General features: G+C 72.2%; 16 protein-coding genes. 9 read left to right on the forward strand and 7 right to left on the reverse strand.

Going from position 1 to position 24,604, the window contains the following annotated elements; genetic code table 11:
* The first annotated feature begins 161 nt into the window (after positions 1 to 161).
* A complete protein-coding gene (locus AC5L3C_RS10930; protein ID WP_493648742.1) occupies positions 162 to 2,210 on the forward strand; it encodes a M4 family metallopeptidase in 2,049 nt (682 codons plus the stop codon).
* A gap of 109 nt (positions 2,211 to 2,319) precedes the next feature.
* The gene (locus AC5L3C_RS10935) at positions 2,320 to 2,841 is read left to right on the forward strand and encodes a DUF1990 domain-containing protein (protein ID WP_493648744.1); all 522 of its coding nucleotides are present in this window, start codon (positions 2,320 to 2,322) and stop codon (positions 2,839 to 2,841) included.
* 11 nt (positions 2,842 to 2,852) lie between these two features.
* Here the strand turns inward: AC5L3C_RS10935 and AC5L3C_RS10940 are convergent, their stop codons facing one another.
* The 3 genes from AC5L3C_RS10940 to glgP form a co-directional block, all read right to left on the reverse strand.
* Positions 2,853 to 3,320 (reverse strand): GNAT family N-acetyltransferase, encoded by a 468-nt coding sequence (locus AC5L3C_RS10940; RefSeq protein ID WP_493648745.1) that lies wholly within the window; start codon positions 3,318 to 3,320, stop codon positions 2,853 to 2,855.
* Between the two features lie 114 nt (positions 3,321 to 3,434).
* Positions 3,435 to 4,319, reverse strand: coding sequence for a LysR family transcriptional regulator (locus AC5L3C_RS10945; RefSeq protein ID WP_493648747.1), 885 nt, complete (start codon positions 4,317 to 4,319; stop codon positions 3,435 to 3,437).
* A 344-nt stretch (positions 4,320 to 4,663) separates the two neighbouring features.
* Positions 4,664 to 7,282 carry an alpha-glucan family phosphorylase gene (glgP, locus tag AC5L3C_RS10950; RefSeq protein ID WP_493648749.1) on the reverse strand — a complete coding sequence of 873 codons (2,619 nt, stop codon included), beginning with the start codon at positions 7,280 to 7,282 and terminating at the stop codon, positions 4,664 to 4,666.
* A gap of 242 nt (positions 7,283 to 7,524) precedes the next feature.
* Here glgP and AC5L3C_RS10955 point away from each other — a divergent pair, with 242 nt between their 5' ends.
* The 5 genes from AC5L3C_RS10955 (at position 7,525) to glgB (ending at position 17,039) form a co-directional block, all read left to right on the forward strand.
* Positions 7,525 to 8,727, forward strand: a complete 1,203-nt coding sequence (locus AC5L3C_RS10955; RefSeq protein ID WP_125504124.1) for a S8 family peptidase — start codon at positions 7,525 to 7,527, stop codon at positions 8,725 to 8,727.
* Between the two features lie 275 nt (positions 8,728 to 9,002).
* The gene (locus AC5L3C_RS10960; RefSeq protein WP_493648751.1) at positions 9,003 to 11,177 is read left to right on the forward strand and encodes an alpha-1,4-glucan--maltose-1-phosphate maltosyltransferase; all 2,175 of its coding nucleotides are present in this window, start codon (positions 9,003 to 9,005) and stop codon (positions 11,175 to 11,177) included.
* Positions 11,174 to 12,892: a maltose alpha-D-glucosyltransferase gene (treS, locus tag AC5L3C_RS10965; RefSeq protein WP_493648753.1), complete on the forward strand. Its 1,719-nt coding sequence runs from the start codon at positions 11,174 to 11,176 to the stop codon at positions 12,890 to 12,892. Before AC5L3C_RS10960 ends, treS begins: the two co-directional genes overlap by 4 nt.
* Before the next feature lie 112 nt (positions 12,893 to 13,004).
* Complete coding sequence (locus tag AC5L3C_RS10970; protein WP_493648755.1) at positions 13,005 to 14,423, forward strand: maltokinase N-terminal cap-like domain-containing protein; 1,419 nt, start codon at positions 13,005 to 13,007, stop codon at positions 14,421 to 14,423.
* A gap of 33 nt (positions 14,424 to 14,456) precedes the next feature.
* On the forward strand, positions 14,457 to 17,039 hold the full coding sequence (gene glgB / locus AC5L3C_RS10975) for a 1,4-alpha-glucan branching enzyme (protein ID WP_493648757.1): 2,583 nt from the start codon (positions 14,457 to 14,459) through the stop codon (positions 17,037 to 17,039).
* A 21-nt stretch (positions 17,040 to 17,060) separates the two neighbouring features.
* Here glgB and AC5L3C_RS10980 read toward each other — a convergent pair whose 3' ends face one another.
* From AC5L3C_RS10980 to AC5L3C_RS10995, 4 genes are all read right to left on the reverse strand, one after another.
* Entirely contained in the window at positions 17,061 to 19,337 is a 2,277-nt protein-coding gene (locus tag AC5L3C_RS10980) for a HelD family protein (RefSeq protein ID WP_493648759.1), read from the reverse strand.
* A 144-nt stretch (positions 19,338 to 19,481) separates the two neighbouring features.
* Positions 19,482 to 19,805 (reverse strand): thioredoxin family protein, encoded by a 324-nt coding sequence (locus AC5L3C_RS10985; RefSeq protein ID WP_276313883.1) that lies wholly within the window; start codon positions 19,803 to 19,805, stop codon positions 19,482 to 19,484.
* A complete protein-coding gene (locus AC5L3C_RS10990; RefSeq protein WP_125504130.1) occupies positions 19,802 to 20,230 on the reverse strand; it encodes a MerR family transcriptional regulator in 429 nt (142 codons plus the stop codon). The genes AC5L3C_RS10985 and AC5L3C_RS10990 overlap by 4 nt, the downstream gene beginning before the upstream one ends.
* 230 nt (positions 20,231 to 20,460) lie before the next feature.
* Complete coding sequence (locus tag AC5L3C_RS10995) at positions 20,461 to 21,858, reverse strand: cation:dicarboxylate symporter family transporter (RefSeq protein ID WP_125504131.1); 1,398 nt, start codon at positions 21,856 to 21,858, stop codon at positions 20,461 to 20,463.
* Positions 21,859 to 22,035: 177 nt separating this feature from the next.
* On the opposite strand from AC5L3C_RS10995, the gene AC5L3C_RS11000 reads away from it, so the two are divergent.
* Together AC5L3C_RS11000 and AC5L3C_RS11005 are read left to right on the forward strand one after the other, a co-directional pair.
* Complete coding sequence (locus AC5L3C_RS11000) at positions 22,036 to 23,778, forward strand: sensor histidine kinase (protein WP_493648762.1); 1,743 nt, start codon at positions 22,036 to 22,038, stop codon at positions 23,776 to 23,778.
* Positions 23,775 to 24,470, forward strand: coding sequence for a response regulator (locus AC5L3C_RS11005; RefSeq protein ID WP_493648764.1), 696 nt, complete (start codon positions 23,775 to 23,777; stop codon positions 24,468 to 24,470). The genes AC5L3C_RS11000 and AC5L3C_RS11005 overlap by 4 nt, the downstream gene beginning before the upstream one ends.
* Positions 24,471 to 24,604 lie beyond the last annotated feature (134 nt).

The raw sequence follows: 24,604 nt of genomic DNA on the forward strand, positions 1-24,604 counted from the left end.
TGCGACGCTTCCCACGGCCGCTTTACAGCAACCCCACCGCGTCACCCCCTCCGCTGCAGGGCGGCCACGGCTCAGAGCACTTCCGTTCTGCCCGGGCGACTCACCAGCCGCCCGGTCTCCCCAGGCCGCGCGACCCGCGGTCCACGCAGAAGGAGTCAGCGTTGAGAACCAGGACGTCCCACAGACGCACCCCCCACACCACCCACCGCCGTGCCGCGGCCGTCGCCCTCGCCGGGGTGGCCGCGCTGATCGCCACGGCCGTGCAGTCCGGCAGCGCCACCGCCGCCCCCGAGCAGGCGCAGGCGGCCGCGAGCAAGGCCGGGCCCGGCGCCGAGCCGGCCAAGCTCAGCCCCGCCCAGCGTGCCGAGCTGATCCGGGAGGCGAACGCCACCAAGGCCGAGACCGCCAAGGAACTCGGTCTGGGCGCCAAGGAGAAGCTCGTCGTCCGTGACGTGCTCAAGGACCGCGACGGCACCGTGCACGTCCGCTACGAGCGCACCTACGACGGCCTGCCCGTCCTCGGCGGCGACATGGTCGTCCAGGGCGACGCGCCCGGCGAGGCCGACACCGTTGTCAAGGCCACCCGGGCCGCGGTGAAGCCCGCGACCACCACCGCCAAGGTGCCGGCCGCCGACGCCGAACGGCAGGCCCTGTCCGCGGCGAAGTCCGAGAAGGCCAAGGGCGCCGACGTCGACCGCGCCCCGCGCAAGGTCGTCTGGGCCGCCGAGGGCACACCCGTCGTGGCGTACGAGACCGTGGTGGGCGGTCTCCAGCACGACGGCACCCCGCAGGAACTGCACGTCGTCACGGACGCCACCACGGGCGAGAAGCTCTTCGAGTGGCAGGCCGTGCAGAACGGCACCGGCCACACCGTCTACAGCGGCACCGTCGACCTGACCACCACCCAGTCCGGGTCCTCGTACAACCTCACCGACGGGGCGCGCGGCGGCCACCGGACGTACAACCTCAACCGCGGCACCTCCGGCACCGGCACGCTGTTCTCCGGCCCGGACGACGTCTGGGGCAACGGCAGCCCGTCCAACGCGGAGTCGGCCGGCGCCGACGCCCACTACGGGGCCGCGCTGACCTGGGACTACTACAAGAACGTGCACGGCCGCAGCGGCATCCGCGGCGACGGCGTGGGCGCCTACTCCCGCGTCCACTACGGCAACAACTACATCAACGCCTTCTGGTCGGACAGCTGCTTCTGCATGACCTACGGCGACGGGGCGGGCAACGCCAACCCGCTCACCTCGATCGACGTCGCCGCGCACGAGATGTCCCACGGCCTGACCTCGGCCACCGCGGGCCTGATCTACAGCGGCGAGTCCGGCGGACTCAACGAGGCAACCAGCGACATCTTCGGCGCCACCGTCGAGTTCTACGCGAACAACTCCAACGACGTCGGTGACTACCTCATCGGCGAGGAGATCGACATCAACGGCGACGGCACCCCGCTGCGCTACATGGACGAGCCGAGCAAGGACAGCCGGTCCAAGGACTACTGGTACTCGGGCATCGGCAACATCGACGTCCACTACTCGTCCGGTCCCGCCAACCACTTCTTCTACCTGCTGAGCGAGGGCAGCGGCGCCAAGGTCATCAACGGTGTCTCCTACGACTCGCCCACGTCGGACGGCCTCCCGGTCACCGGCATCGGCCGCGACAAGGCCGAGAAGATCTGGTTCCGCGCGCTGACCACCAAGTTCACCTCCACCACCAACTACGCGGGCGCCCGCACCGGCACCCTGGCGGCGACCGGTGAGCTGTACGGCACGGACAGCGCCGAGTACAAGGCGGTGCAGGACGCCTGGGCGGCCATCAACGTCGGCTCGCGCTCCGACGACGGCGGCGGCGGTGGCGGTACGTCCTTCGAGAGCACCGACGACGTGGCGATCCCGGACTACGGCTCCGCGGTGACCTCCCCGATCACCGTCACCGGACGGTCCGGCAACGCACCGTCCAACCTCCGGGTGACGGTCGACATCGTGCACACCTGGAGCGGTGACCTGGTCGTCGACCTGGTCGCTCCCGACGGCACCGTGTACCCGCTGAGGAGCCGCAGCGGCGGCTCCGCGGACAACATCCAGGAGACCTACACGGTCAACGCCTCCTCCGAGGCCGCCAACGGCACCTGGAACCTGCGGGTGCAGGACCGGGCACGCTACGACACCGGCTACATCAACGGCTGGACGCTCACCTTCCCGTAGGCGGGGGCGAGCACCAGAAGCGAGATCCGGAAGCAAGATCCGGAAACGAGTGAATGAGCGGCGCCCCGCCTTCCCCGAAGGCGTGGGCGCCGCCCTACTCTTGGGTCCCATGTCTGCCGCGGACTTCACCTACGACCACGTCGGCGCGACCCGGGACCCCGACTTCTGTCCTCCCGGCTTCCACCCGATGCGGGTGCGCACCCGGCTCGGCGAGGGCGAGCCCGTCTTCCGGCAGGCCGCGGAGGCACTGCTCACCTGGGAACTCCACCGGGAGCTGGGGGTCGGCATCGACGCCACCGCCGACCGGGCGGCCCCGGACGTCGACGTCACCGTCACCCTCGCCGGGGTGGTCAAGGCCCCCTGCCGGGTGGTGTGGACGGTGGAGGAACACCGCAGGGCGGGCTGGGCGTACGGCACGCTGGCCGGGCATCCGGAGAGCGGCGAGGAGGCCTTCGTGGTGGACCGCACCGGGGACGGGACGGTGTGGCTGACCGTCTCCGCGTTCAGCAGGCCGGCCCGCTGGTACGCCCGCGCGGGCGGCCCCGCCACCCGGGGCCTCCAGCACGCCTACGCCCGCCGCTGCGGAAAGGTGCTGCGGCGGCTGGCCACGCGGGGCATCGAACAGGACTGATCCAGGACCGATCAGCGGGCGTCGCCGGGCAGCCGGCGGGCGAAGAAGACGGCCATGGGATGGCCCTTGTGGGGGCCGTAGCCCTCGGTGCGTTCATAGCCCTCGCGGTCGTAGAACGCGATCGCGTCGGGCTGTTCGGTCCCGGTGGACAGGTGCACGGTGTGCACCCCGCGCCGGCCGGCGTGCGCCTCCAGCATGCGCAGGATGCCCGTGGCGACGCCGGTACCGCGCGCCTCCGGCGCGACGTACATGCGCTTGACCTCGGCCATGCCGTCGGACATCAGCCTGAGCGCGCCGCAACCGGTCGCCTTGCCGTCGGCGTCGCGGGCGACGAGGAACACGTCGATGGTCTCCGCGGTGGGTTTCTCGGTCTCCTGGTCGGGTATGTCGTAGCGGGCCGCCAGTTCCGCCTCCATGTCGGCGCGCAGGCGGATTCCGTCGGCGCTGTCCCACGGCTCCTCGGCGATGGTCGGGGTCATGGCGCTCCGTTCGTCATGCGTCAAGTGGGGCTTTTCGATCAGTCAACCAGGCGGCTGACCAGGCCGGAAATGCCGATCGGGCACGTCGTGCCATGTCCCGGGGGCATGCGGCGATCAGCGGGTTCCGGCCCACCACCGGCGCGCGCACTCGACGAACCGCTGGGCGGTGCCGGGATGCGCACGTACGGAGGTCGCGATGTCCAGCCGGCTCGGGGACAGGCCCTCGACCGGGCGGATCCGGATTCCCGGCAGCGCGTCCGGAAGCGTCGAGCCGTGCGCGAAGGCGATGGCCCGGCCCAGGATGACGGCGTTGAGAACGTCGGTGTTGCTGCGGACCGTGGGGCCCTGCCGGCGTGGGAGGCGGTCGGAGTCGGCGCCGCTCCAGTGCTCCGCCTGTTCCGCGGACATCCCCGCCCAGTGGGTGACCGGCTCGTCCCTGATGTCGGCGACCGTGAGGGTCTCGTGGTCCGCCAAAGGGTGTCCCTCGGGGAGCAGAACGGAGCGCGGCTCCAGTGCGAGCCGGTGGACGACCAGATCGCGCCGGTCGTAGCAGTCCCGCAGGAACGCGACGTCCGCCTGCCCGGTGCGCAGGTCGTCGGGCGGCAGGGACCACTCGCGCGGGTTGACGTGCACGCGCGTGCCGGGGTGGGCCTCCTCGAACACCTTGCAGACGGCCGACACGGTCACGACGTCGCACTCGCAGACGCTCACCGTCAGGGTGGCGGTCGTGGTCTGCGCACCGCGGGCGCGCTCCAGTGCGGTGCGGGAGCGCTCCACTATCTCGCGGGCCTCGGTGAGGAGGGCGCGGCCGGCGTCGGTGAGTTCCGCTTTGCGGGGGCCGCGGACGAGGAGGGTGACGCCGGCCTTTCGCTCCAGTGCCTGGAGCGCCCTGGACAGGGCGGGCTGAGTGATCATCAGGCGTTCGGCCGCCTTGGTGATGCTGCCCGCCTCGCCGACGGCGATGAAATACCGAAGCTGCCGAATCTCAAGCTCGCCCATACCCCGACGGTACGTCAGCCTTGGCCGCAGCAGCGCCTTCACCCGCCCGGGCCCGCGAAGCCCCCGCAGCCCGTCCGGCGTTTGAGGACGAGGCCCGTTCAGGGCCGACAGGGGGTCCGGGGGCTTGCCCCCGGGGACGGACGGGACGGGAAGGGGCGGCGGGGGCGACAAACTGTGGGTGCGTGGCTGGGGGATGGAGCCGCTGCCCGCTGAAGGGGTGCCGCCTGCGCCCACCCGTGCCGCCCCAGCGGCACGACTGCCCGCAGGCTGGAAGGTGCAGCGAACGGCGTTGCCGAACCCGGCGAGGGGTTGCAGTGGACGGGGTGTCCGGGGTGGGGCCGTGGTCACCGCATCAGGAGGCCCGCTGCCTCTGCCAGGTCTTCCGACGGCAGCGCGATCAGGCCCAGTTCCGCGCCGGAGGCGAGCCGGCGGTGGCTGGGGAGGATGCGGACCGTGTAGCCGAAGGGACCCGTGCGGTCGAGGGACAGCGGACCCTCGTACACCCAGCGGCCCTCCTGATCGGCCGTGCCCACCGGCTTCAGCGGTACGGCCGCCGCATCCGTGATGCGGTCCTCCTCGTCCACCCGCCCGGACACCGCCTGCACCTCGACGTCCTCCGGCTTCAGCCCGCCGAGCCCCACCCGCACCCGCAGCCCCAGCGTCGTACCGAGTTCCGCCGTGGCCGTCGTCGCGGACGTCTCCACGTGGTCGACCGTCACCCCGTGCCAGGCGCCGCGCACCCTCGCCTTCCACGCGGCGAGCGCCCGCGCCGCGTCCGGGTCCATCGCGCGGTGCGCGTGCGCGGCGGGCACGTACAGGCGCTCGACGTACTCCCGGACCATGCGGCCGGCCAGCACCTTCGGCCCGAGCAGGCTCAGCGTCCGGCGCACCATCTCGATCCAGCGGTCGGGCAGTCCGCTGCGCCCGCGTTCGTAGAAGGCGCGGGTCACCCGCTGCTCCAGCAGGTCGTACAGCGCTGCGGCCTCTATGGCGTCGCGCCGGTCCGGGTCGGTCCCGACGCCGTCCGCCGTGGGGATGGCCCAGCCGAAGTCGGGCTGGAACCACTCGTCCCACCAGCCGTCCAGCACGGACAGGTTGAGGCACCCGTTGAGCGCGGCCTTCATCCCGCTGGTGCCGCACGCCTCCAGCGGCCTCAGCGGGTTGTTCAGCCAGACGTCGCAGCCGGGGTAGAGCTTCTGCGCCATCGCCATGCCGTAGTCGGGCAGGAACACGATCCGGTGCCGCACGCGCGGGTCGTCGGCGAAGCGGACCAGCTCCTGGATGAGCCGTTTGCCGCCGTCGTCCGCCGGATGCGCCTTGCCCGCGATCACGAACTGCACCGGCCGCTCGGGGTGCAGCAGCAGGTCCATCAGCCGGTCCCGGTCGCGCAGCATCAGCGTCAGCCGCTTGTACGACGGCACGCGCCGGGCGAAGCCGATGGTCAGCACGTCCGGGTCGAGCACCCCGTCGATCCAGCCCAGTTCGGCCGTCCCGGCGCCGCGCTGCCGCCAGGAGGCGCGCAGCCGCTCGCGGACCTCGAGCACCAGCAGTTCGCGCAGCGAGCGGCGCAGCTCCCAGATGTCCTGGTCGGCGATGTCCGCCACGGAGTCCCAGCGGTCGGAGTCGCCGACGCTCAGCGCCTCCTCGGCACGCTGGGTACCGATCTGCCGGGCGCCGAGCCGGAACACCTCGGGCGCGACCCAGGTCGGCGCGTGCACCCCGTTGGTCACGGAGGTGATCGGCACCTCCTCGGGGTCGAATCCCGGCCAGAGCCCGGAGAACATCTCGCGGCTGACCTGGCCGTGCAGCAGGGAGACACCGTTGGCGCGCTGGGCCAGGCGCAGGCCCATCACGGCCATGTTGAACAGGTTGGACTCGCCGCCGGGGTAGGTCTCCATGCCGAGCCGGAGGATGCGGTCGACCTCCATGTTCGGCAGTTCGGCGTGCGGACCGAAGTGCCGGGCGACCAGTTCGCGGTCGAACCGGTCGATGCCGGCCGGGACGGGCGTGTGGGTGGTGAACACCGTCCCCGCGCGGACCGCCTCCAGCGCCGCGTCGAAGTCCAGCCCCTCGGCGCGCAGTTCGGCGATGCGCTCCAGGCCGAGGAAGCCGGCGTGGCCCTCGTTGGTGTGGAAGACCTCGGGTGCGGCGTGCCCGGTGAGCGCGCAGTACGTACGGACCGCGCGGACCCCTCCTATACCGAGCAGCATCTCCTGGAGCAGCCGGTGCTCGCTGCCGCCGCCGTAGAGCCGGTCGGTCACCCCGCGCTCGCCGAGGGCGTTCTCCTCGATGTCGGAGTCCAGCAGGAGCAGCGGGATCCTGCCCACCTGGGCCAGCCAGATCCGCGCGCGCAGGCAGCGGCCGCCGGGCAGGGCGAGGGTGACCTGCGCGGGGGTGCCGTCGGACTCCTTGAGCTGGTCCAGGGGCAGCTCGTTGGGGTCGAGGACGGGGTAGTGCTCCTGCTGCCAGCCGTCCCGGGACAGGGACTGGCGGAAGTAGCCGTGCCGGTAGAGCAGCCCGACGCCGATGAGGGGGACGCCGAGGTCGCTGGCGGCCTTCAGATGGTCGCCGGCCAGGATGCCCAGGCCCCCGGAGTACTGGGGCAGGGCCGCGGTGATGCCGAACTCCGGGGAGAAGTAGGCGATGGCGGTGGGCAGCCGGCCGGGCTGCGCCTGGTACCAGCGGTCGCCGGTCATGTAGGCGTGCAGGTCGTCGGCGACCGCGTTCAGCCGGTCCAGGAAGGCGCGGTCCCCGGCCAGCTCCGTGAGCCGCTCGGTCGCCACGCTGCCCAGCAGCCGTACGGGGTCGCCGCCCGCCGCGGCCCAGCGCCCGGGGTCGACGGAGCGGAACAGGTCACGGGTGCCGGAGTCCCAGGACCAGCGGAGATTCCGGGCCAGGTCGCTCAGGGGACGCAGGGGTTCGGGGAGCACGGGTCGGACGGTGAATCGACGGATCGCCTTCACAAGCCACCTCGGCGCGTTCGTGAGAGACGCGGTGTGCGTCCGGGCATCGCTGCCGACAGTACCCGCGCGAACACGCTCCGCGCGGGAAGCCGGAAGACACGGGCCCCTTGGATCCCCTACCCAAATGATTCACCGCAAAGCGGATATGGCCGATTCCGCCCCCCTGGGCGTCCTTGCCCCGCTTCTCCCCGCACGAGACGCTGCCCTGCACAGGGCCCAGGCCCAGGAGGGGGACTCGGACCATGGCACGGACGCGGACCCGGCGTCTGCGCCGGGTGGGGGTGGGCGCGGCGGTGCTGTGCGCCGCGGCGTTCCCGGCCGCCACCCTGCCCGCGCACGCCGCACCTCAGGGACACATACGCGGAGCCGGTGCGCCCGGCTCCGTGACCGGCAGCTACCTGGTGACGCTCGAGGAGGGGACGGCGGCCCGCTCGGCGGCGGGCCGGGCCCTCGCCGCGGCGTACGGGGCGAGAATCAGCCACACCTACGGCACGGTGCTGAACGGGTACGCCGTACGGGCCGGTCCGGAGCAGGCGCGGCGGCTGGCGGCCGACTCCCGGGTCGTCTCGGTCGTCCAGGACACCCGCGTGGCGCTGGAGGGCACCCGGCCGGGACCGCCGCCCTGGGGCCTCGACCGGATCGACGGGCCCGACCTGCCACTGGACCACCGCTACACCGCACCCGAGCCGGCGGGCGCCGGCGTGACGGTGTACGTGATCGACACCGGCGTGCGCGTCACGCACCGGGACTTCGGCGGCCGGGCCCGGCACGGCTGGGACTTCGTCCGGAACGACCCCGGCGCCCAGGACGGCAACGGACACGGCACGCATGTGGCGGGCATCGTCGCGGGATCGGCGCACGGTGTCGCCGGGAAGGCCCGGATCGTCTCCGTGCGGGTGCTCGACGACGCCGGGTCGGGCACCACCGCCCAGGTGATCGCCGGTGTCGACTGGGTGACCCGGAACGCGAGGAAGCCCGCGGTCGCCAATCTCAGTCTGGGCGGCCCGCACAGCCCGGAGCTGAACGCCGCCGTCCGTACGTCCATCGCCTCCGGCGTCACCTACACGGTCGCCGCGGGCAACGACGGCATGCCGGCGGCGCTGTATTCCCCGGCGGGCGTGAAACAGGCCCTCACGGTCGGCGCCACCGACCGTCAGGACAAGAAACCGGCCTTTTCCAATTTCGGCTCGGCGGTCGATCTGTTCGCCCCGGGGGTGTCGGTCACCTCGGCCTCCGCCGCGGGCGACACCGCGCGGGCCACCCACTCGGGTACGTCCATGGCGGCCCCGCACGTGGCGGGCGCGGCGGCGCTGTATCTCGCCGGGCACCGGCGGGCGACCCCCGCCCAGGTGTCGAAGGCACTGGTCAAGGGGGCGGCGGACGGAAGGGTGACGGGGCGCGGGCTCGGGTCGCCGAACCGGCTGCTCCAGGTGCCGCGCTCCTGACGGCGCTCCCTGCGGGAACGCCGGACGCCGAGTGGCCGGGTCCGCGCCGGCGAGGGTGGGAACGAGCCCACGCGAGGCGCTTCGGGGACCGGCTTGCCCCCGTGCGAACAGGACCGGTCTTGTGTGTCGACATACGCGTGAGTAGTTAACAAAGGGCCGGATTGCCCACCCGAGCAGTGTGGGAAGGCTCCTGCGGGTACACCCCACAGAAACCCCGCAGGACCCACCTCCCCACAGTCATCCGCCCACCCTCGTTGACGCGGACAGGAGCGGTCATGCCCGCCAAGCACCACTCGTCACCACCCCCGGCGCCCGGCACCCCGGCGCCCGTGAAACGCGGGGCCGGGGCCTCTCCCGGCCGCCCTGCCGGGACCGGCCCCCGCCCGTCCCCCGCCCCGGACCCGGCCCCGGCCGCCTCCGGTCCCCCGACCGCCGTGGGGCGCATCCCCGTGCTCGACGTCCGCCCGATGGTCCGGGAGGGGCGCCGGCCGGCGAAGGCCGTGCCCGGTGAGTCGTTCGAGATCTCGGCGACGGTGTTCCGGGAGGGGCACGACGCGGTGGCCGCCGATGTGGTGCTGAGGGATCCCGAAGGGCGCCGGGGGCCGTTCACGCCGATGCGGGAGCTGGCGCCGGGCACGGACCGGTGGGGGGCGACCGTCACCGCCGGGGAGCCCGGGCTGTGGACGTACACGGTGGAGGCGTGGGGCGATCCGGTCACCACCTGGCGGCACCACGCGCGGATCAAGATCCCGGCGGGCATGGACACCGAGGTGGTGCTGGAGGAGGGCGCCCGGCTGTACGAGCGGGCGGCGGCCTCGGTGCCGGACGCGGAGCCGAGGAGCGTGCTGCTCGCGGCGGTGGAGGCGCTGCGGGACGAGAGCCGTCCGGCGGCGTCCCGGCTGGCGGCGGCGTTGACGCCGGAGGTGGACGCGGTGCTGGCCCGCCACCCGCTGCGGGAGCTGGTCACCAGCAGCGACCCGCTGCCGCTGCTGGTGGAACGCGAGCGGGCCCTGTACGGGGCCTGGTACGAGTTCTTCCCCCGCTCCGAGGGCACCCCCCAGCAGCCCCACGGCACCTTCGACACCGCCGCCCGCCGCCTGCCCGCCATCGCCGCGATGGGCTTCGACGTCGTCTACCTCCCGCCCATCCACCCCATCGGCACCACCCACCGCAAAGGCCCCAACAACACCCTCAACGCCGGCCCCGACGACGTCGGCGTCCCCTGGGCCATCGGCTCCCCCGAAGGCGGCCACGACACCGTCCACCCCCGCCTGGGCACCCTGGAGGACTTCACCCGCTTCGTCACCCGCGCCGGCGAACTCGGCCTCGAAGTCGCCCTCGACTTCGCCCTGCAGTGCTCCCCCGACCACCCCTGGGTGCACAAACACCCCGAGTGGTTCCACCACCGCCCCGACGGCTCCATCGCCCACGCCGAGAACCCGCCCAAGAAGTACCAGGACATCTACCCCATCGCCTTCGACGCCGACATGGACGGCCTGATCGCCGAGACCTGCCGCATCCTGCGCCACTGGATGGCCACCGGCGTGCGGATCTTCCGCGTCGACAACCCCCACACCAAACCCGTGGTCTTCTGGGAACGCGTGATCGGCGAGATCAACCGCACCGACCCCGACGTCGTCTTCCTGGCCGAGGCCTTCACCCGACCGGCGATGATGCACACCCTGGCCCAGATCGGCTTCCAGCAGTCCTACACCTACTTCACCTGGCGCACCACCAAGCAGGAACTGACCGAGTACCTCACCGAACTGTCGGGGGACGCCGCCTCCTACATGCGGCCCAACTTCTTCGCCAACACCCCCGACATCCTGCACGCCTACCTCCAGCACGGCGGCCGCCCCGCCTTCGAGGTCCGCGCCGTCCTGGCCGCCACCCTCTCCCCCTCCTGGGGCATCTACAGCGGCTACGAACTGTGCGAGAACACCCCCCTGCGCGAGGGCAGCGAGGAATACCTCGACAGCGAGAAGTACCAGCTCCGCCCCCGCGACTGGGACACCGCCGAACGCGAGGGCCGCACCATCACCCCCCTGATCACCCGCCTCAACACCATCCGCCGGGACCACCCCGCCCTGCGGCAACTGCGCGACCTCCACTTCCACCACGCGGACCAGGAGGCGGTCATCGCGTACTCGAAGCGGAAGGGTTCGAACACCGTTCTGGTGGTCGCCAACCTCGATCCCCACCACACCCAGGAGGCCACGGTCTCGTTGGACATGCCGCAACTCGGCCTGGACTGGCACGAGTCGGTGCCGGTGCGCGACGAGCTCACCGGCGAGGTCTATCGATGGGGCAGGGCCAACTATGTGCGTCTCGGCCCGGGCGGGGCGCATGTGCTCGTCGTCGGCCAGGAGTCCGGGGAAGGGCTCCCCGACGCGCACGGCAGGGTTCTGCGACCGTCCACCCCGCAGATCGGAGGGTCACCCACCACATGAGCGTCAACGAGCCCGTCCCGGACACCTTCGAGGACACCCCCGCCAAGGACCGGGACCCCGACTGGTTCAAACGCGCCGTCTTCTACGAGGTCCTGGTCCGCTCCTTCCAGGACAGCAACGGCGACGGCATCGGCGACCTGAAGGGTCTGACCGCCAAACTCGACTATCTCCAGTGGCTGGGCGTCGACTGCCTGTGGCTGCCGCCCTTCTTCAAGTCGCCGCTGCGCGACGGCGGCTACGACGTCGCCGACTACACCGCCGTCCTGCCCGAGTTCGGCGACCTCGCCGACTTCGTCGAGTTCGTCGACTCCGCCCACCAGCGCGGCATGCGCGTGATCATCGACTTCGTCATGAACCACACCAGCGACCAGCATCCGTGGTTCCAGGAGTCCAGGAAGGACCCCGACGGACCGTACGGCGACTACTACGTGTGGGCCGACGACGACAAGCAGTTCCAGGACGCCCGGATCATCTTCGTCGACACCGAGGCCTCCAACTGGACGTACGACCAGGTGCGGGGGCAGTACTACTGGCACCGCTTCTTCTCGCACCAGCCGGATCTGAACTACGAGAACCCGGCGGTGCAGGAGGAGATGATCTCCGCGCTGAAGTTCTGGCTGGACCTGGGGATCGACGGGTTCCGGCTCGACGCGGTGCCGTATCTGTACCAGCGGGAGGGGACGAACTGCGAGAACCTGCCGGAGACCCACGCGTTCCTGAAGCGGGTGCGCAAGGAGATCGACACGCACTACCCGGACACTGTGGTGCTGGCGGAGGCCAACCAGTGGCCGGAGGACGTCGTCGACTACTTCGGGGACTACGCCGCCGGCGGCGACGAGTGCCACATGGCCTTCCACTTCCCCGTCATGCCCCGCATCTTCATGGCCGTGCGCCGCGAGTCCCGCTACCCGGTCTCGGAGATCCTCGCCAAGACCCCCGCCATCCCCTCGGGCTGCCAGTGGGGCATCTTCCTGCGCAACCACGACGAGCTGACCCTGGAGATGGTCACCGACGAGGAACGCGACTACATGTGGGCGGAGTACGCCAAGGACCCCCGCATGCGCGCCAACATCGGCATCCGCCGCCGCCTCGCCCCGCTCCTCGACAACGACCGCAACCAGATCGAGTTGTTCAACGCGCTGCTGCTGTCCCTGCCCGGGTCGCCGATCATCTATTACGGCGACGAGATCGGGATGGGCGACAACATCTGGCTCGGCGACCGCGACGCGGTGCGCACGCCCATGCAGTGGACCCCGGACCGCAACGCCGGGTTCTCCTCCTCCGACCCGGGCCGGCTCTTCCTGCCCACGATCATGGACCCGGTCTACGGCTACCAGGTGACCAACGTCGAGGCCTCCATGGCCTCCCCGTCGTCCCTGCTGCACTGGACCCGCCGGATGATCGAGATCCGCAAGCAGAACCCCGCCTTCGGCCTCGGCTCCTACACCGAGCTGCCCTCCTCCAACCCCGCGGTGCTGGCCTTCCTGCGCGAGGCACCTCCGAACGGGGAGGACGGGGACGACCTGGTGCTCTGCGTGAACAACTTCTCACGCTTCGCGCAGCCCACGGAGCTGGATCTCAGCGCGTTCGAGGGGCGGCACCCGGTCGAGCTGTTCGGCGGGGTGCGGTTCCCCGCCATCGGCGAGCTGCCGTATCTGATGACCCTCGGCGGGCACGGCTTCTACTGGTTCCGGCTCCGCAAGGACGCCGCGTAGAACCCGGGGCGGGACGGTTTTCACCGGCCCGCCCTGGGCACGCATCAGTAACACCCCGCCCACCGGCGGCGTCCTTCGTGGCGCGCCGAAAGAGGGGAAAGGACGCGACGCCATGTCGGAAGCCGTCACACGCACCGTCACGACACCGCCCGGCCTCCTTGCGTCACTGGATCCGCTGCTGAGGGAGTGGCTGCCGCGGCAGCGCTGGTTCGCCGGAAAGGGCCGCCCGGTCACCGGGTTCGAGCTGGTCGCGGCCACCGAACTGCTGCCGGCCGACGCCAAGCTGGGCCTGTACCACCTGTTGGTCCGCGCCCACCAGCCGCTCCTGCCCGGCCACGGCGGCCATGAGCTGCCCGGCGACTGCTACCAGCTGTTCATAGGCGTGCGCGAGGCGCTGCCGCCCCGGCTGGCGCCCGCGCTGATCGGTCATGTCACCCGGGGCCCGCTGGCCGGACGGACGGTCTACGAGGCCCTGCACGACACCCGGCCCGCCGAACTGCTCCTGGAGGCCCTGCGCACCCGGGCCCGGATCGGCGGGCTTCGCTTCGAGCGGGACCCGCACCAGGAGATCCGCCCCGGTCTGGTGCCGCGCCTGGTGACCGCCGAGCAGTCGAACTCGTCGGTCGTCTACGGAGATACGTTCATTCTCAAGCTGTTGCGCCGGATCGTGCCCGGCGTCAATCCCGACCTGGAGCTGCCGCTGGCGCTGGCCCGCGAGGGCTGCCCCCGGGTGCCGCCGCCGACGGCCTGGCTGGTCGCGGACCCCGACCAGGCGCCCGGCCCGCCGCCGTCGGCCGAACCGTATGTGCTCGGGGTGCTCCAGCCGTATGTGCAGGGCGCCACGGACGGCTGGGAACTGGCGCTGCGGGAGCTCGCCAAGGGTGAGGACTTCGTCGCCGAGGCACGGGCGCTGGGCCGGGCCACCGCCGAGGTGCACACCGCGCTGGCCCGCGCGCTGCCGACGGTCACGCTCGGCCACACCCAGCTGCGCTCCCTGGTCGACGGCATGCGGGAGCGGCTCGAGGCGGCGGTGCACGCGGTGCCGTCGCTGCGGCCGTACGCGGACGGGCTCCGCACCGCGTACACGGCGCTGGACGACCTGGCCGCCGAGGGCCGCACCTGGACCGCCCAGCGGGTGCACGGCGATCTGCACCTCGGGCAGTGTCTGCGCTCCCCGGCGGGAGAGTGGTCGCTGATCGACTTCGAGGGGGAGCCGGCCCGCCCGCTGGCCGAGCGGCGGATGCCGCAGCCGGCGGTGCGCGACGTCGCCGGGATGCTGCGCTCCTTCGACTACGCGGCCCGCTCGGTGGACCCGCCGCAGCCGGAATGGGCCGTGCACTGCCGGGCGGCGTACTGCTCCGGGTACGCGCAGGCCGCGGGCCGGGATCCGCGCACGGAGCCGGTGCTGCTGCGCGCGTACGAGACCGACAAGGCGGTCTACGAGGCGGTCTACGAGGCCCGGCACCGCCCCGACTGGCTGCCCGTACCGATGGCCGCGGTGCACCGGCTCGCCGCGGCCGACCTGACCTGACCCGTTCCGACCTTCGCCCAGGAGGCTTCGCCCGTGACCCCCCGCCCCGAGTCCAGCGGTTCGCATCCGGAGCAGCCGTCCGAGCAGCGGCACGGCGAGCCGCCGGCGCCCGCACGGAAGAAGGCAGCCGTGAAGAAGGACAGTGCGAAGAAGACATCGGCGCAGAAGAGCGCCGCGGCGGCGAAGACCACGGCCACGAAGGCGGCGGCCGAGAAGTCGACGGTGAAGAAGGCGGCCGGGAAGACGACGCGGAAGACGGCGAAGAAGGCGGCCAAGACGACCAAGGCGACCGAGGCGGCGAAGGCGGCGACTGCGAAGGCGACCGAGGACGCGGCCCGCACGGCCTCGGAGCAGGCGCTGCCGGACAGTACGGGCATCGCCGCGGAGGCCCCCGTCGCGCGGTCCGCGCCGCCCGAGGTGGAGATCGCGGTCTCCCCCGCCGTGGACGCCGCCGACCGGGAGCGGCTGCTGGACGGCACCCATCACGCCCCGCACTCCGTGCTCGGCGCGCACCCGGTGCCCGGCGGGGTGGTCTTCCGGGCGTTCCGGCCGTACGCCCTGGCGGTGACCGTGGTCTCCGGAGGGCTGACCGTCGAACTGCACGACGACGGCGACGGGTTCTTCTCGGGTCTGCTGCCGCTGCGGGAGGTCCCGGCGTACCGGCTGCTGGTGACGTACGAGGGGACGACGCAGGAGACCGAGGACGCCTACCGCTTCCTGCCGACGCTCGGCGAGCTCGATCTGCATCTGATCGGCGAGGGCCGGCACGAGGAGCTGTGGACGGTGCTGGGCGCGCACCCGATGACGCACCAGGACGTCACCGGCACCCGCTTCTCGGTGTGGGCGCCGAACGCGCGCGGCGTGCGGGTGGCGGGCTCCTTCAACTTCTGGGACGGCACCGGCTTCCCCATGCGGTCGCTGGGCTCGACGGGTGTGTGGGAGCTGTTCGTGCCGGGCATCGGCGAGGGCGAGCTGTACAAGTTCGAGATCACCCGCCCCGACGGCTCGAAGACCCTGCGCGCCGACCCGCTGGCCCGCCGCACGGAGGTGCCGCCGGCGACGTCGTCGGTCATCACCTCCTCGGCGTACGAGTGGGGCGACGCCCAGTGGCTGGAGCAGCGGGCACAGGTGCCCGCGCACGAGGCACCGTTCTCCGTGTACGAGGTGCATCTGCCCTCCTGGCGGCCGGGCCTGACCTACCGTCAGCTGGCCGACCAGCTCCCCGCCTATGTCAAGGACCTCGGCTTCACCCACGTCGAGCTGATGCCGGTCGCCGAGCACCCCTTCGGGGGCTCCTGGGGCTACCAGGTCACCGGGTTCTACGCGCCCACGGCCCGCCTCGGCACCCCCGACGACTTCCGGTTCCTGGTCGACGCCCTGCACCGGGCCGGGATCGGGGTGCTGATGGACTGGGTGCCCGCGCACTTCCCGCGCGACGAGTGGGCGCTGGCGGAGTTCGACGGCCGGCCGCTGTACGAGCACGAGGATCCGCTGCGGGCGGCGCACCCGGACTGGGGAACCCTGGAGTTCGACTTCGGCCGGCGCGAGGTGCGCAACTTCCTGGTGGCCAACGCCCTGTACTGGTGCGAGGAGTTCCACATCGACGGCCTGCGGGTGGACGCCGTCGCCTCCATGCTCTACCTGGACTACTCGCGCGAGCCGGGCCAGTGGACGCCCAACGAGCACGGCGGCCGGGAGAACCTGGACGCGGTGGCGTTCCTCCAGGAGATGAACGCCACCGTGTACCGCAGGGTGCCCGGGGTCGTGACGATCGCGGAGGAGTCCACGGCCTGGGACGGCGTCACCCGGGCCACCCACCACAAGGGCCCGAGCGGCTTCGGCGGGCTGGGCTTCGGGCTGAAGTGGAACATGGGGTGGATGCACGACTCACTGCAGTACATGAGCCACGACCCGGTGCATCGCCGCCACCACCACGGCGAGATGACGTTCTCCATGGTGTACGCCTACAGCGAGAACTACGTGCTGCCGATCTCCCACGACGAGGTGGTGCACGGCAAGCGGTCCCTGGTGTCGAAGATGCCCGGCGACTGGTGGCAGCAGCGCGCGAACCTGCGCGCCTACCTGGCGTTCATGTGGGCCCACCCCGGCAAGCAACTGCTGTTCATGGGGCAGGAGTTCGCGCAGGGCGCCGAGTGGTCCGAGGCGCACGGCCCCGACTGGTGGCTGCTCGACCCGCACTACGGTGCCGAGGCCGACCACCGCGGGGTGCGCGACCTGGTGCGCGACCTCAACACCGTCTACCGGCACACCCCGGCGCTGTGGCAGGGCGACACCGAGCCGTCCGGTTTCCGCTGGGTGACCGGGGACGCCGCGGACGACAACGTGTTCGCCTTCCTGCGGTACGACGCGAGCGGCTCCCCGCTGCTGGCGGTGTCCCACTTCGCGCCGGTGGTGCGGCAGGACTACCGGATCGGGGTGCCCGACGACATCCCCGCCTGGCACGAGACGGTGAACACCGACGCCGGCCGCTACGGCGGCGGTGACCTCACGCATCCCGACCCGGTCAAGCCGGAGCCGCAGGGGTGGCACGGCTACCCGGCGAGCATCCGGCTGACCCTGCCGCCCCTGGCGACGCTGTGGCTGCGCCCTGCTTAGACCGTCAGGCTGCTTGGACCGTCAGGCCACGTCCACCAGGCCCTTGGGCAGCGGCTCGGTGTGGACCACGCCGAGCCGCTGGGTGGCGCGGGTCAGGGCCACGTACAGGTCGCTGGTGCCGTAGCGCCCCGGCTCGACGACCAGCACGGAGTCGAACTCGAGCCCCTTGGCCTGACGCGGATCCAGCAGGACCGTCCGCTGCGTCAGGTCGGGTTCGGCCCCGGCGGTGACGCCGTCCAGCCGTGCGGCCAGCACCCGGTGCAGCTCCCGCGGGGCGATGACCGCGACCCGGCCCTCGTCCGGAGTGAGCTCGCGCACCGCCTCGGCGACGGCTCCCGGGAGCTCGTCCACCGCCCTGATCCACGGCCGTACACCGGTGCTGCGCACGGAGCCGGGCGGTTCGAATCCCGGGTGCTCCGCCCGCACCACCGCCGCGGCGACGTCCATGATCTCCGCCGGGGTGCGGTAGTTGACGCCGAGCCGGGTGTGCTCCCAGCGGTCCTCGACATACGGTTCGAGGATGTCCGCCCAGGAGCCGACGCCACCGGCCTCCGAGGTCTGGGCCGGGTCGCCGACGAGGGTCATCGAGCGGGTGGGGCTGCGCCGCATCAGCAGCCGCCACGCCATCGGGGACAGCTCCTGCGCCTCGTCGACGATGATGTGCCCGAACGCCCAGGTGCGGTCGGCGGCGGCACGTTCGGCGGCGCTGCGGTGGTCGTCCTCCTCCTGCCGTTCGGCGAAGCGCTCGGCGTCGATGATGTCGTGCGCGGAGAGCACCTCGGAGGCCTCGGGGTCGTCCTCCTCCTTGTCCTCGAACTCGTAGGTCCGCGACGCGTACGACACGTCCAGGACGCCCTGGGCGTAGGCGATCTGCCGCTGCCGTTCGCGTTCGGCGCGCTCGCGGGCGAGCCGGTCGTCCTCGCCGAGGAGTTCGGCGGCCTCGTCGAGCAGCGGCACGTCGGAGACGGTCCAGTGCCGGGTGACGGGCCGGCGGATCGCGGCGGCGTCCTCGTCGGGCAGGTAGCCCTCGGGGGCGGCGAGGAAGTCGGCGACCAGCTGCTCCGGGGTGATCCGCGGCCAGAGCCGGTCGATGGCGGACCAGACCTCGGGGTTCTCGGCGAGTTCGTCGCGGATCTGGGTGATGTCGCTGGGGTCGAGCAGGTTGCTGCCGTCGTAGGGGTCGGTGCCGATGCGCTCGGCGACCATGTCGGTGAGCGCGTTGAGGATGTGGCCCTCGAAGTGTTCCCGGGCCACGTTGTGCGCCAGCCCGGTGGCGCGGGTGCGTTCCCGGGCGACGTTGACCAGGCCGTCGTCCAGCATGAGGATCTCGCGGTCGTGCTCGATCGCGATCACCGGGTCGGGCAGCGCCTGCCGGTCGCGTACGACGTCGGCGAGGACGTCGGCCATCCGCGCCGCGCCCTTGACGGCGGCGGCCTCGGGGGTGTCCGTACGGGTGGTCCGCACCCCGGGGTACAGCTCACCCACGGTCGCGAGGAGCACGCCGGTCTCGCCGAGGCTCGGGAGCACCTCCCCGATGTAGCCGAGGAACGCCGGGTTGGGGCCGACGATCAGGACGGCGCGGCGGGCCAGCAGTTCGCGGTGCTCGTAGAGCAGGTATGCGGCGCGGTGCAGGGCCACGGCGGTCTTGCCGGTGCCGGGGCCGCCCTCGACGACCAGCACCCCGCGGTGCGGGGCGCGGATGATGCGGTCCTGGTCGGCCTGGATGGTGCGCACGATGTCGCCCATGCGGCCGGTGCGCGCGGAGTTGAGGGCGGCGAGCAGGACGGCGTCGCCCGTGGGGTCCTCGTGTCCGGTGCGGGTCTCGTCGCCGAGGTCGAGGATCTCGTCGTGCAGGGCGGTGACCCTGCGTCCCTCGGTGGCGATGTGCCGGCGGCGCCTGAGCCCCATCGTGGTGTGCCCGGTGGCCAGGTAGAAGGGGCGGGCGACCCGGGCGCGCCAGTCGATGAGGATCGGCGTCCGCTCGGTGTCGTCGGCGCGCAGCCCGATGCGGCCGATGTGGTGCGTCCGGCCCGACGTGAGGTCGATCCGGCCGAAGCAGAGGGAGCCGTCCACGGCGTTCAGCGCGGCGAGCAGCCCGGAGCGCTCGGCGACCAGGATGTCGCGCTCCAGCCTGGCCTGCCGGGGGGTGTGGCCCTGGGCCAGCGCGTCCGCGACACCGGTCTCGGCGTCACCGCGCAGGACGTCCACGCGTGCGTACAGTCCGTCGATGAATTCCTGTTCCTGCCGCAATTCATCGTCCGGAAATTCGGTGTTTGACAATTCCGCTCCCGCCCGCATATACTGTGCTCACTGGACTTCACCGCGCCTTCGTTCATGCGAAGTCGCGAACCAATGAATATACGCAGGGAAAACCCCCGGACGCAATTGCCCGGGGGTTTATTCGTGTCCGGACCCGCGCCTCGCGTCGGGCCGATCCGCAGGTCAGAGCACTTCTTCCAGCTCCTGGCGCAGCCGCCGTCCGGGCCTGGCCCCCACCATCGACCGCAGCGGTTCCCCGCCGCGAAAGACCATGAAGGTGGGCATCGACAGCACCTTGTACGCGTTGGGCGTCCCGGGATTGGCGTCCACATTCAGCTGGACCACCTTCAGCCGGCCCTCCTCCTCGGCGGCCAGCGCGCCCAGCACCGGGGCCATCTGCCGGCACGGCGGACACCAGTCGGCCGTGAACTCCACCAGCACGGGCAGTTCCGCCCCGAGCACCTCCCGTGCGAAGTCCTCGTCCGTCACCTCGGGCACACCGCTCACCGCAGCTCCCCTCCCAGTTCGCACACCGGCTCCGGACCTCCCGGAACCGCCGCGTCGGCGGCCAGCGCCTCCCGGGCCCGCTCGGCCCGCGCCAGCTGCTCCCCGACCTTCGCCCGCACCGTCCGCAGCTCACCGATGAGCGCGTCGAGCTCGTCCAGCTTGCGCCGGTAGACCTGGAGCGAGGCGGGGCACGTGTCGCCCTCGGGGTGCCCGGCGCGCAGACACTCCACGAAGGGGCGGGTCTCCTCCAGGTCGAACCCGGAGTCCTGAAGCGTACGGATCTGCCGCAGCAGCTTCAGGTCGCTCTCGTCGTAGGTCCGGTAGCCGTTCGTGGCCCGCCGGGCCGGCAACAGCCCGCGCGACTCGTAGTACCGCAGCGTCCGCGTGGTGGTCCCGGCCCGTGCGGCCAGCTCGCCGATTCGCATACGGACGAACGTAAGCCTTGACGTCGGCGTCAAGGAAAGGGCGGGAGGAGCGGAGGGAGCCGGGAGGGACGGGAAAGGGCCGAGCGGCCGGGCTCGTGGGGGAGGTGGCCCGGCCGTCCGGCCGTGGGGGGAGGAGGCCCGGCAGGGTGGGTGCCGGGCCTCCGGGGCCGGGCGGCAGGGCTACGGGGGAGCGCCCTGCCGCCCGGGGTCCGCGGGGAGCGGGCCGGCCGTCAGGCCTTCGCCAGCTCCTTCTCGCCGCCCGGCTCGGCCTGCTCGGCGCCGGAGCCGTCCGCGTCGCCGGCGCCGCCGTGGTCGTCCAGGAGCGTCCGCTCGTCGAAGGGGGCCCGGCCGGCGAGGACCTCGTCCACCCGGTCCCGGTCGATCTCCTTGGTCCAGGTGCCGATCAGGACGGTGGCGATGGCGTTGCCCGCGAAGTTGGTCAGGGCGCGCGCCTCGCTCATGAAGCGGTCGATGCCGACGATCAGGCCGATGCCGTCCACCAGGGCGGGCTTGTGCGACTGCAGACCGCCGGCCAGCGTGGCGAGACCGGCGCCGGAGACACCGGCTGCGCCCTTCGAGGCAACGAGCAGGAAGAGCAGCAGCGGGATCTGCTCGCCGATGGACATCGGGGTGCCCATGGCGTCCGCGATGAACAGCGAGGCCATGGTCATGTAGATCATGGTGCCGTCGAGGTTGAACGAGTAGCCGGTCGGGACGGTGATGCCGACCACCGGCTTGCTGACGCCCAGGTGCTCCATCTTCGCGATGAGGCGCGGCAGCGCCGACTCCGAGGAGGAGGTGGACAGGATCAGCAGGAACTCGCGGCCCAGGTACTTGAAGAGCGAGAAGACGTTCACTCCCGCGATGACCCGCAGCAGCGTACCCAGGACCACGAAGATGAAGAGCACGCAGGTGGTGTAGAAGCCGAGCATCAGCACGGCCAGGCTCTTGAGGGCGTCGACGCCGGCCGAGCCGGTGACCGCCGCGATGGCGCCGAAGGCACCGATCGGGGCCGCCCACATGATCATCGCCAGGACGCGGAAGACCAGCCGCTGGATGTGCTCGATGCCGCGCAGCACGGGCTGTCCGGCGGAGCCCATGGCCTGCAGGGCGAAGCCGCAGAGCAGGGCGATCAGCAGGGTCTGCAGGACCTCGCCCGCGGTGAAGGCGGAGACGATCGTCGTCGGGATGATGCCCATCAGGAAGTCGACGGTGCTCTTGGCCTCCGCGTCGACCTGCGCCTGGCCGGTCTCCTTGACGGCGTCGGTCACCGCCAGGCCCGTACCCGGGTCCAGGATGTTGCCGACGATCAGGCCGATGGCGAGGGCGACGACCGACATCACCAGGAAGTAGCCCAGGGCGATGCCGCCGACGGCGCCGACCTTGGCGGCCTTCCGTACGGAGCCGATGCCCAGCACGATGGTGCAGAAGATGATCGGCGAGATCATCATCTTGATCAGGTTGACGAACCCGGTGCCCAGCGGCTTCAGCTCGGTCGCGAAGTCGGGGGCGATCAGGCCGACGGCGATGCCGAGGGCGACCGCGATGATCACCGCGATGTAGAGATAGTGCGTGCGGTCGCGCTTGGCTCTGGGTGCGGCAGGTGCCGTAGCGGCTGTGCTGGACACGGCGGCCCTCCTTGACGGCGTCGTCGGCATCACCGGCGTGCGGCTCACGTCCGGGGAGATGGGGTCAGGGCCCGTCGTCGGGCCCAGGGGGAATGCCGTGACTATGTCCTGCCTTGTGAGCGCGGTCACCCTTCCGTTCATTTAGTTCACCGTGGAAGCGGCAGGCAGACTGACGGCATGCGCATCCCCCTCCCCCGGCCCCGCAGCCTCGCGGGTCAGCTGTTCGCCATGCAGGCCGTGCTCATCACGGTCGTCGTGGCGGGGTACGCGCTGTTCACGTACGTCAGCGACCGCAGCCAGGCCGAGGAGGCGGCGGGCCGGCAGGCGACCGCGGTGGCCCGTTCGGTCGCCGACTCGCCGTCCGTGCGGGAGGCGATCCGTACGCCGGATCCGTCGGCGCGGCTCCAGCCGTACGCGCTGGCGGTGGTGCGCGACACCGACGTGGACTTCGTCACCATCATGAATCCGCGGGGGATCCGCTGGACCCACCCCAACCCCGACCAGATCGGTCTGCTCTTCCAGGGCCACACCGCCCCGGCGCTGCGCGGCCGTACCTTCACCGAGACCTACACCGGTACCCTCGGGCCGTCGGTCCGGGCGGTCACCCCGATCCGGGACGACGGCCGTATCGTCGGCCTGGTCAGCGCGGGCATAAGGGTCGAGGAGATCAGCCAGCGCGCCCAGGGCCAGCTGACCGCGCTGCTCGTGGTCGCGGCGGGCGCGCTCGCGCTGGGCGCGGTCGGCACGTACGTCATCAACGCGCGGCTGCGCCGGCACACGCACGGCATGAACGCCACCGAGCTCAGTCATATGCACGACTACCATCAGGCCGCGCTGCACGCCGTGCGCGAGGGGCTGCTGATGCTGGACGGCCAGTACCGGGTGGCGCTGATCAACGACGGCGGCCGGGAGCTGCTGGGTGTGGACCAGGAGGAGGACGTGGTGGGCAGGTCGGTGGCGGAGCTGGGCCTGCCGGCGCCGCTGACGGGCGCGCTGCTCGCCTCGGAGCCCCGGGTGGACGAGGTGCATCTGGCCGCGGACCGGGTGCTGGTGGTGAACACCTCGCCGGTCAGCGGCGGCCAGCGGCGCGGCTCGGTGGTGACGCTGCGGGACGTGACCGAGCTGCAGTCGCTCATGGGTGAGCTGGACTCGGAGCGGGGCTTCACGCAGGCGCTGCGTTCGCAGGCGCACGAGGCGGCGAACCGGCTGCACACCGTGGTCTCGCTGATCGAGCTGGGCCGGGCCGAGGAGGCGGTGGACTTCGCCACGGCCGAGCTGGAACTGGCGCAGGCGCTCACCGACCAGGTGGTCGCGGCGGTGAGCGAGCCGGTGCTGGCGGCGCTACTCCTCGGCAAGACCGCGCAGGCCAACGAGCGGGGCGTGGAGCTGGTGGTGTCGGCGGACAGCCGCCTGGACGACGGCCTCCTGCCGGACTCGCTGCCCGCCCGTGACCTGGTGACCATCCTCGGCAACCTGATCGACAACGCGGTGGACGCGGCGCAGGGCGGAGTCCGGCCCCGCGTGACGGTCACCGCGTCGACCGGACAGGACGGCGCGGAACTGGTCCTCCGGGTCTCCGACACCGGCCCGGGTGTGGATCCCGACCACGCGGAGGCGGTCTTCCGGCGGGGCTTCACCACCAAGCCGTCCGGCCCGGGCGGCCGGGGCCTGGGCCTCGCCCTCGTCCAGCAGGCGGTGGCCCGGCACGGTGGAACCCTGTCGGTGACCTCCGGCGACGAGGGCGGCGCGGTGTTCGAGGCCCGGCTGCCGCTGAGGACCCCGGCCCCGGGCACGCGGGCGGAAGAAGCCGAAGGGCCGGGAAGCACGCGGGCCGGGACGGATTCGGGAAGCACGCGGGCCGACGCCGCCCGTGGCGTGGCTCCCGGCGCGGCCGCACAGGACCCAGGAGCCCGCACATGACCGAGCGGCCCATCAGAGTGCTCGTCGTCGAGGACGACCCGGTCGCCGCGGACGCCCACGTGATGTACGTCGGCCGGGTACCGGGGTTCGTCGCGGTCGGCAAGGCGTACACCGGCGCGGAGGCCCGCCGCGCCCTGGAGCGCACGCCCGTCGACCTGCTCCTCCTCGACCTGCACCTGCCGGACGTGCACGGCCTCCAGCTGGCCCGCTCGCTCCGTGCGGCCGGCCACCACGCCGACGTGATCGCGGTGACCTCGGCGCGGGACCTGGCGGTCGTCCGCGAGGGGGTGTCCCTGGGCGTCGTCCAGTACGTCCTGAAGCCGTTCACGTTCGCGACCCTGCGGGACCGTCTGGTGCGGTACGCGGAATTCCACGCGGCGGTGGGCGAGGCCAGCGGCCAGGACGAGGTCGACCGAGCCCTGGCCGCCCTGCGCGCGCCCGGCCCGGCCGCCCTGCCGAAGGGCCTGAGCGCCCCGACCCTGGAACGGGTGACGGTGGCCCTCCGCGACGCCGGCGAGGGCCTCACGGCCGCCGGCGTGGCGGAAGCGGTCGGCATCTCCCGCATCACTGCCCGCCGCTACCTGGAACACCTGGTCGACGCGGGCCGCGCGGCCCGCCGCCCCCAGTACGGCACGGTGGGCCGCCCGGAGCTGATGTACTGGTGGGTTCGGGGAGCGGAGAAAGGGGGTTGAGGTAGTAAGGGGACGTTCATGCCGCCCTCGCGTACCCCACGGAGTGGGGCAATGTCGGCGGCGCCCCGCAGCAGGCGGGTCGCGTGCACATGGCGATCGAGGCGCACCCCGTCGGCACGACCGAGCTCGCGCCG

The organism is Streptomyces speibonae (assembly GCF_984686075.1).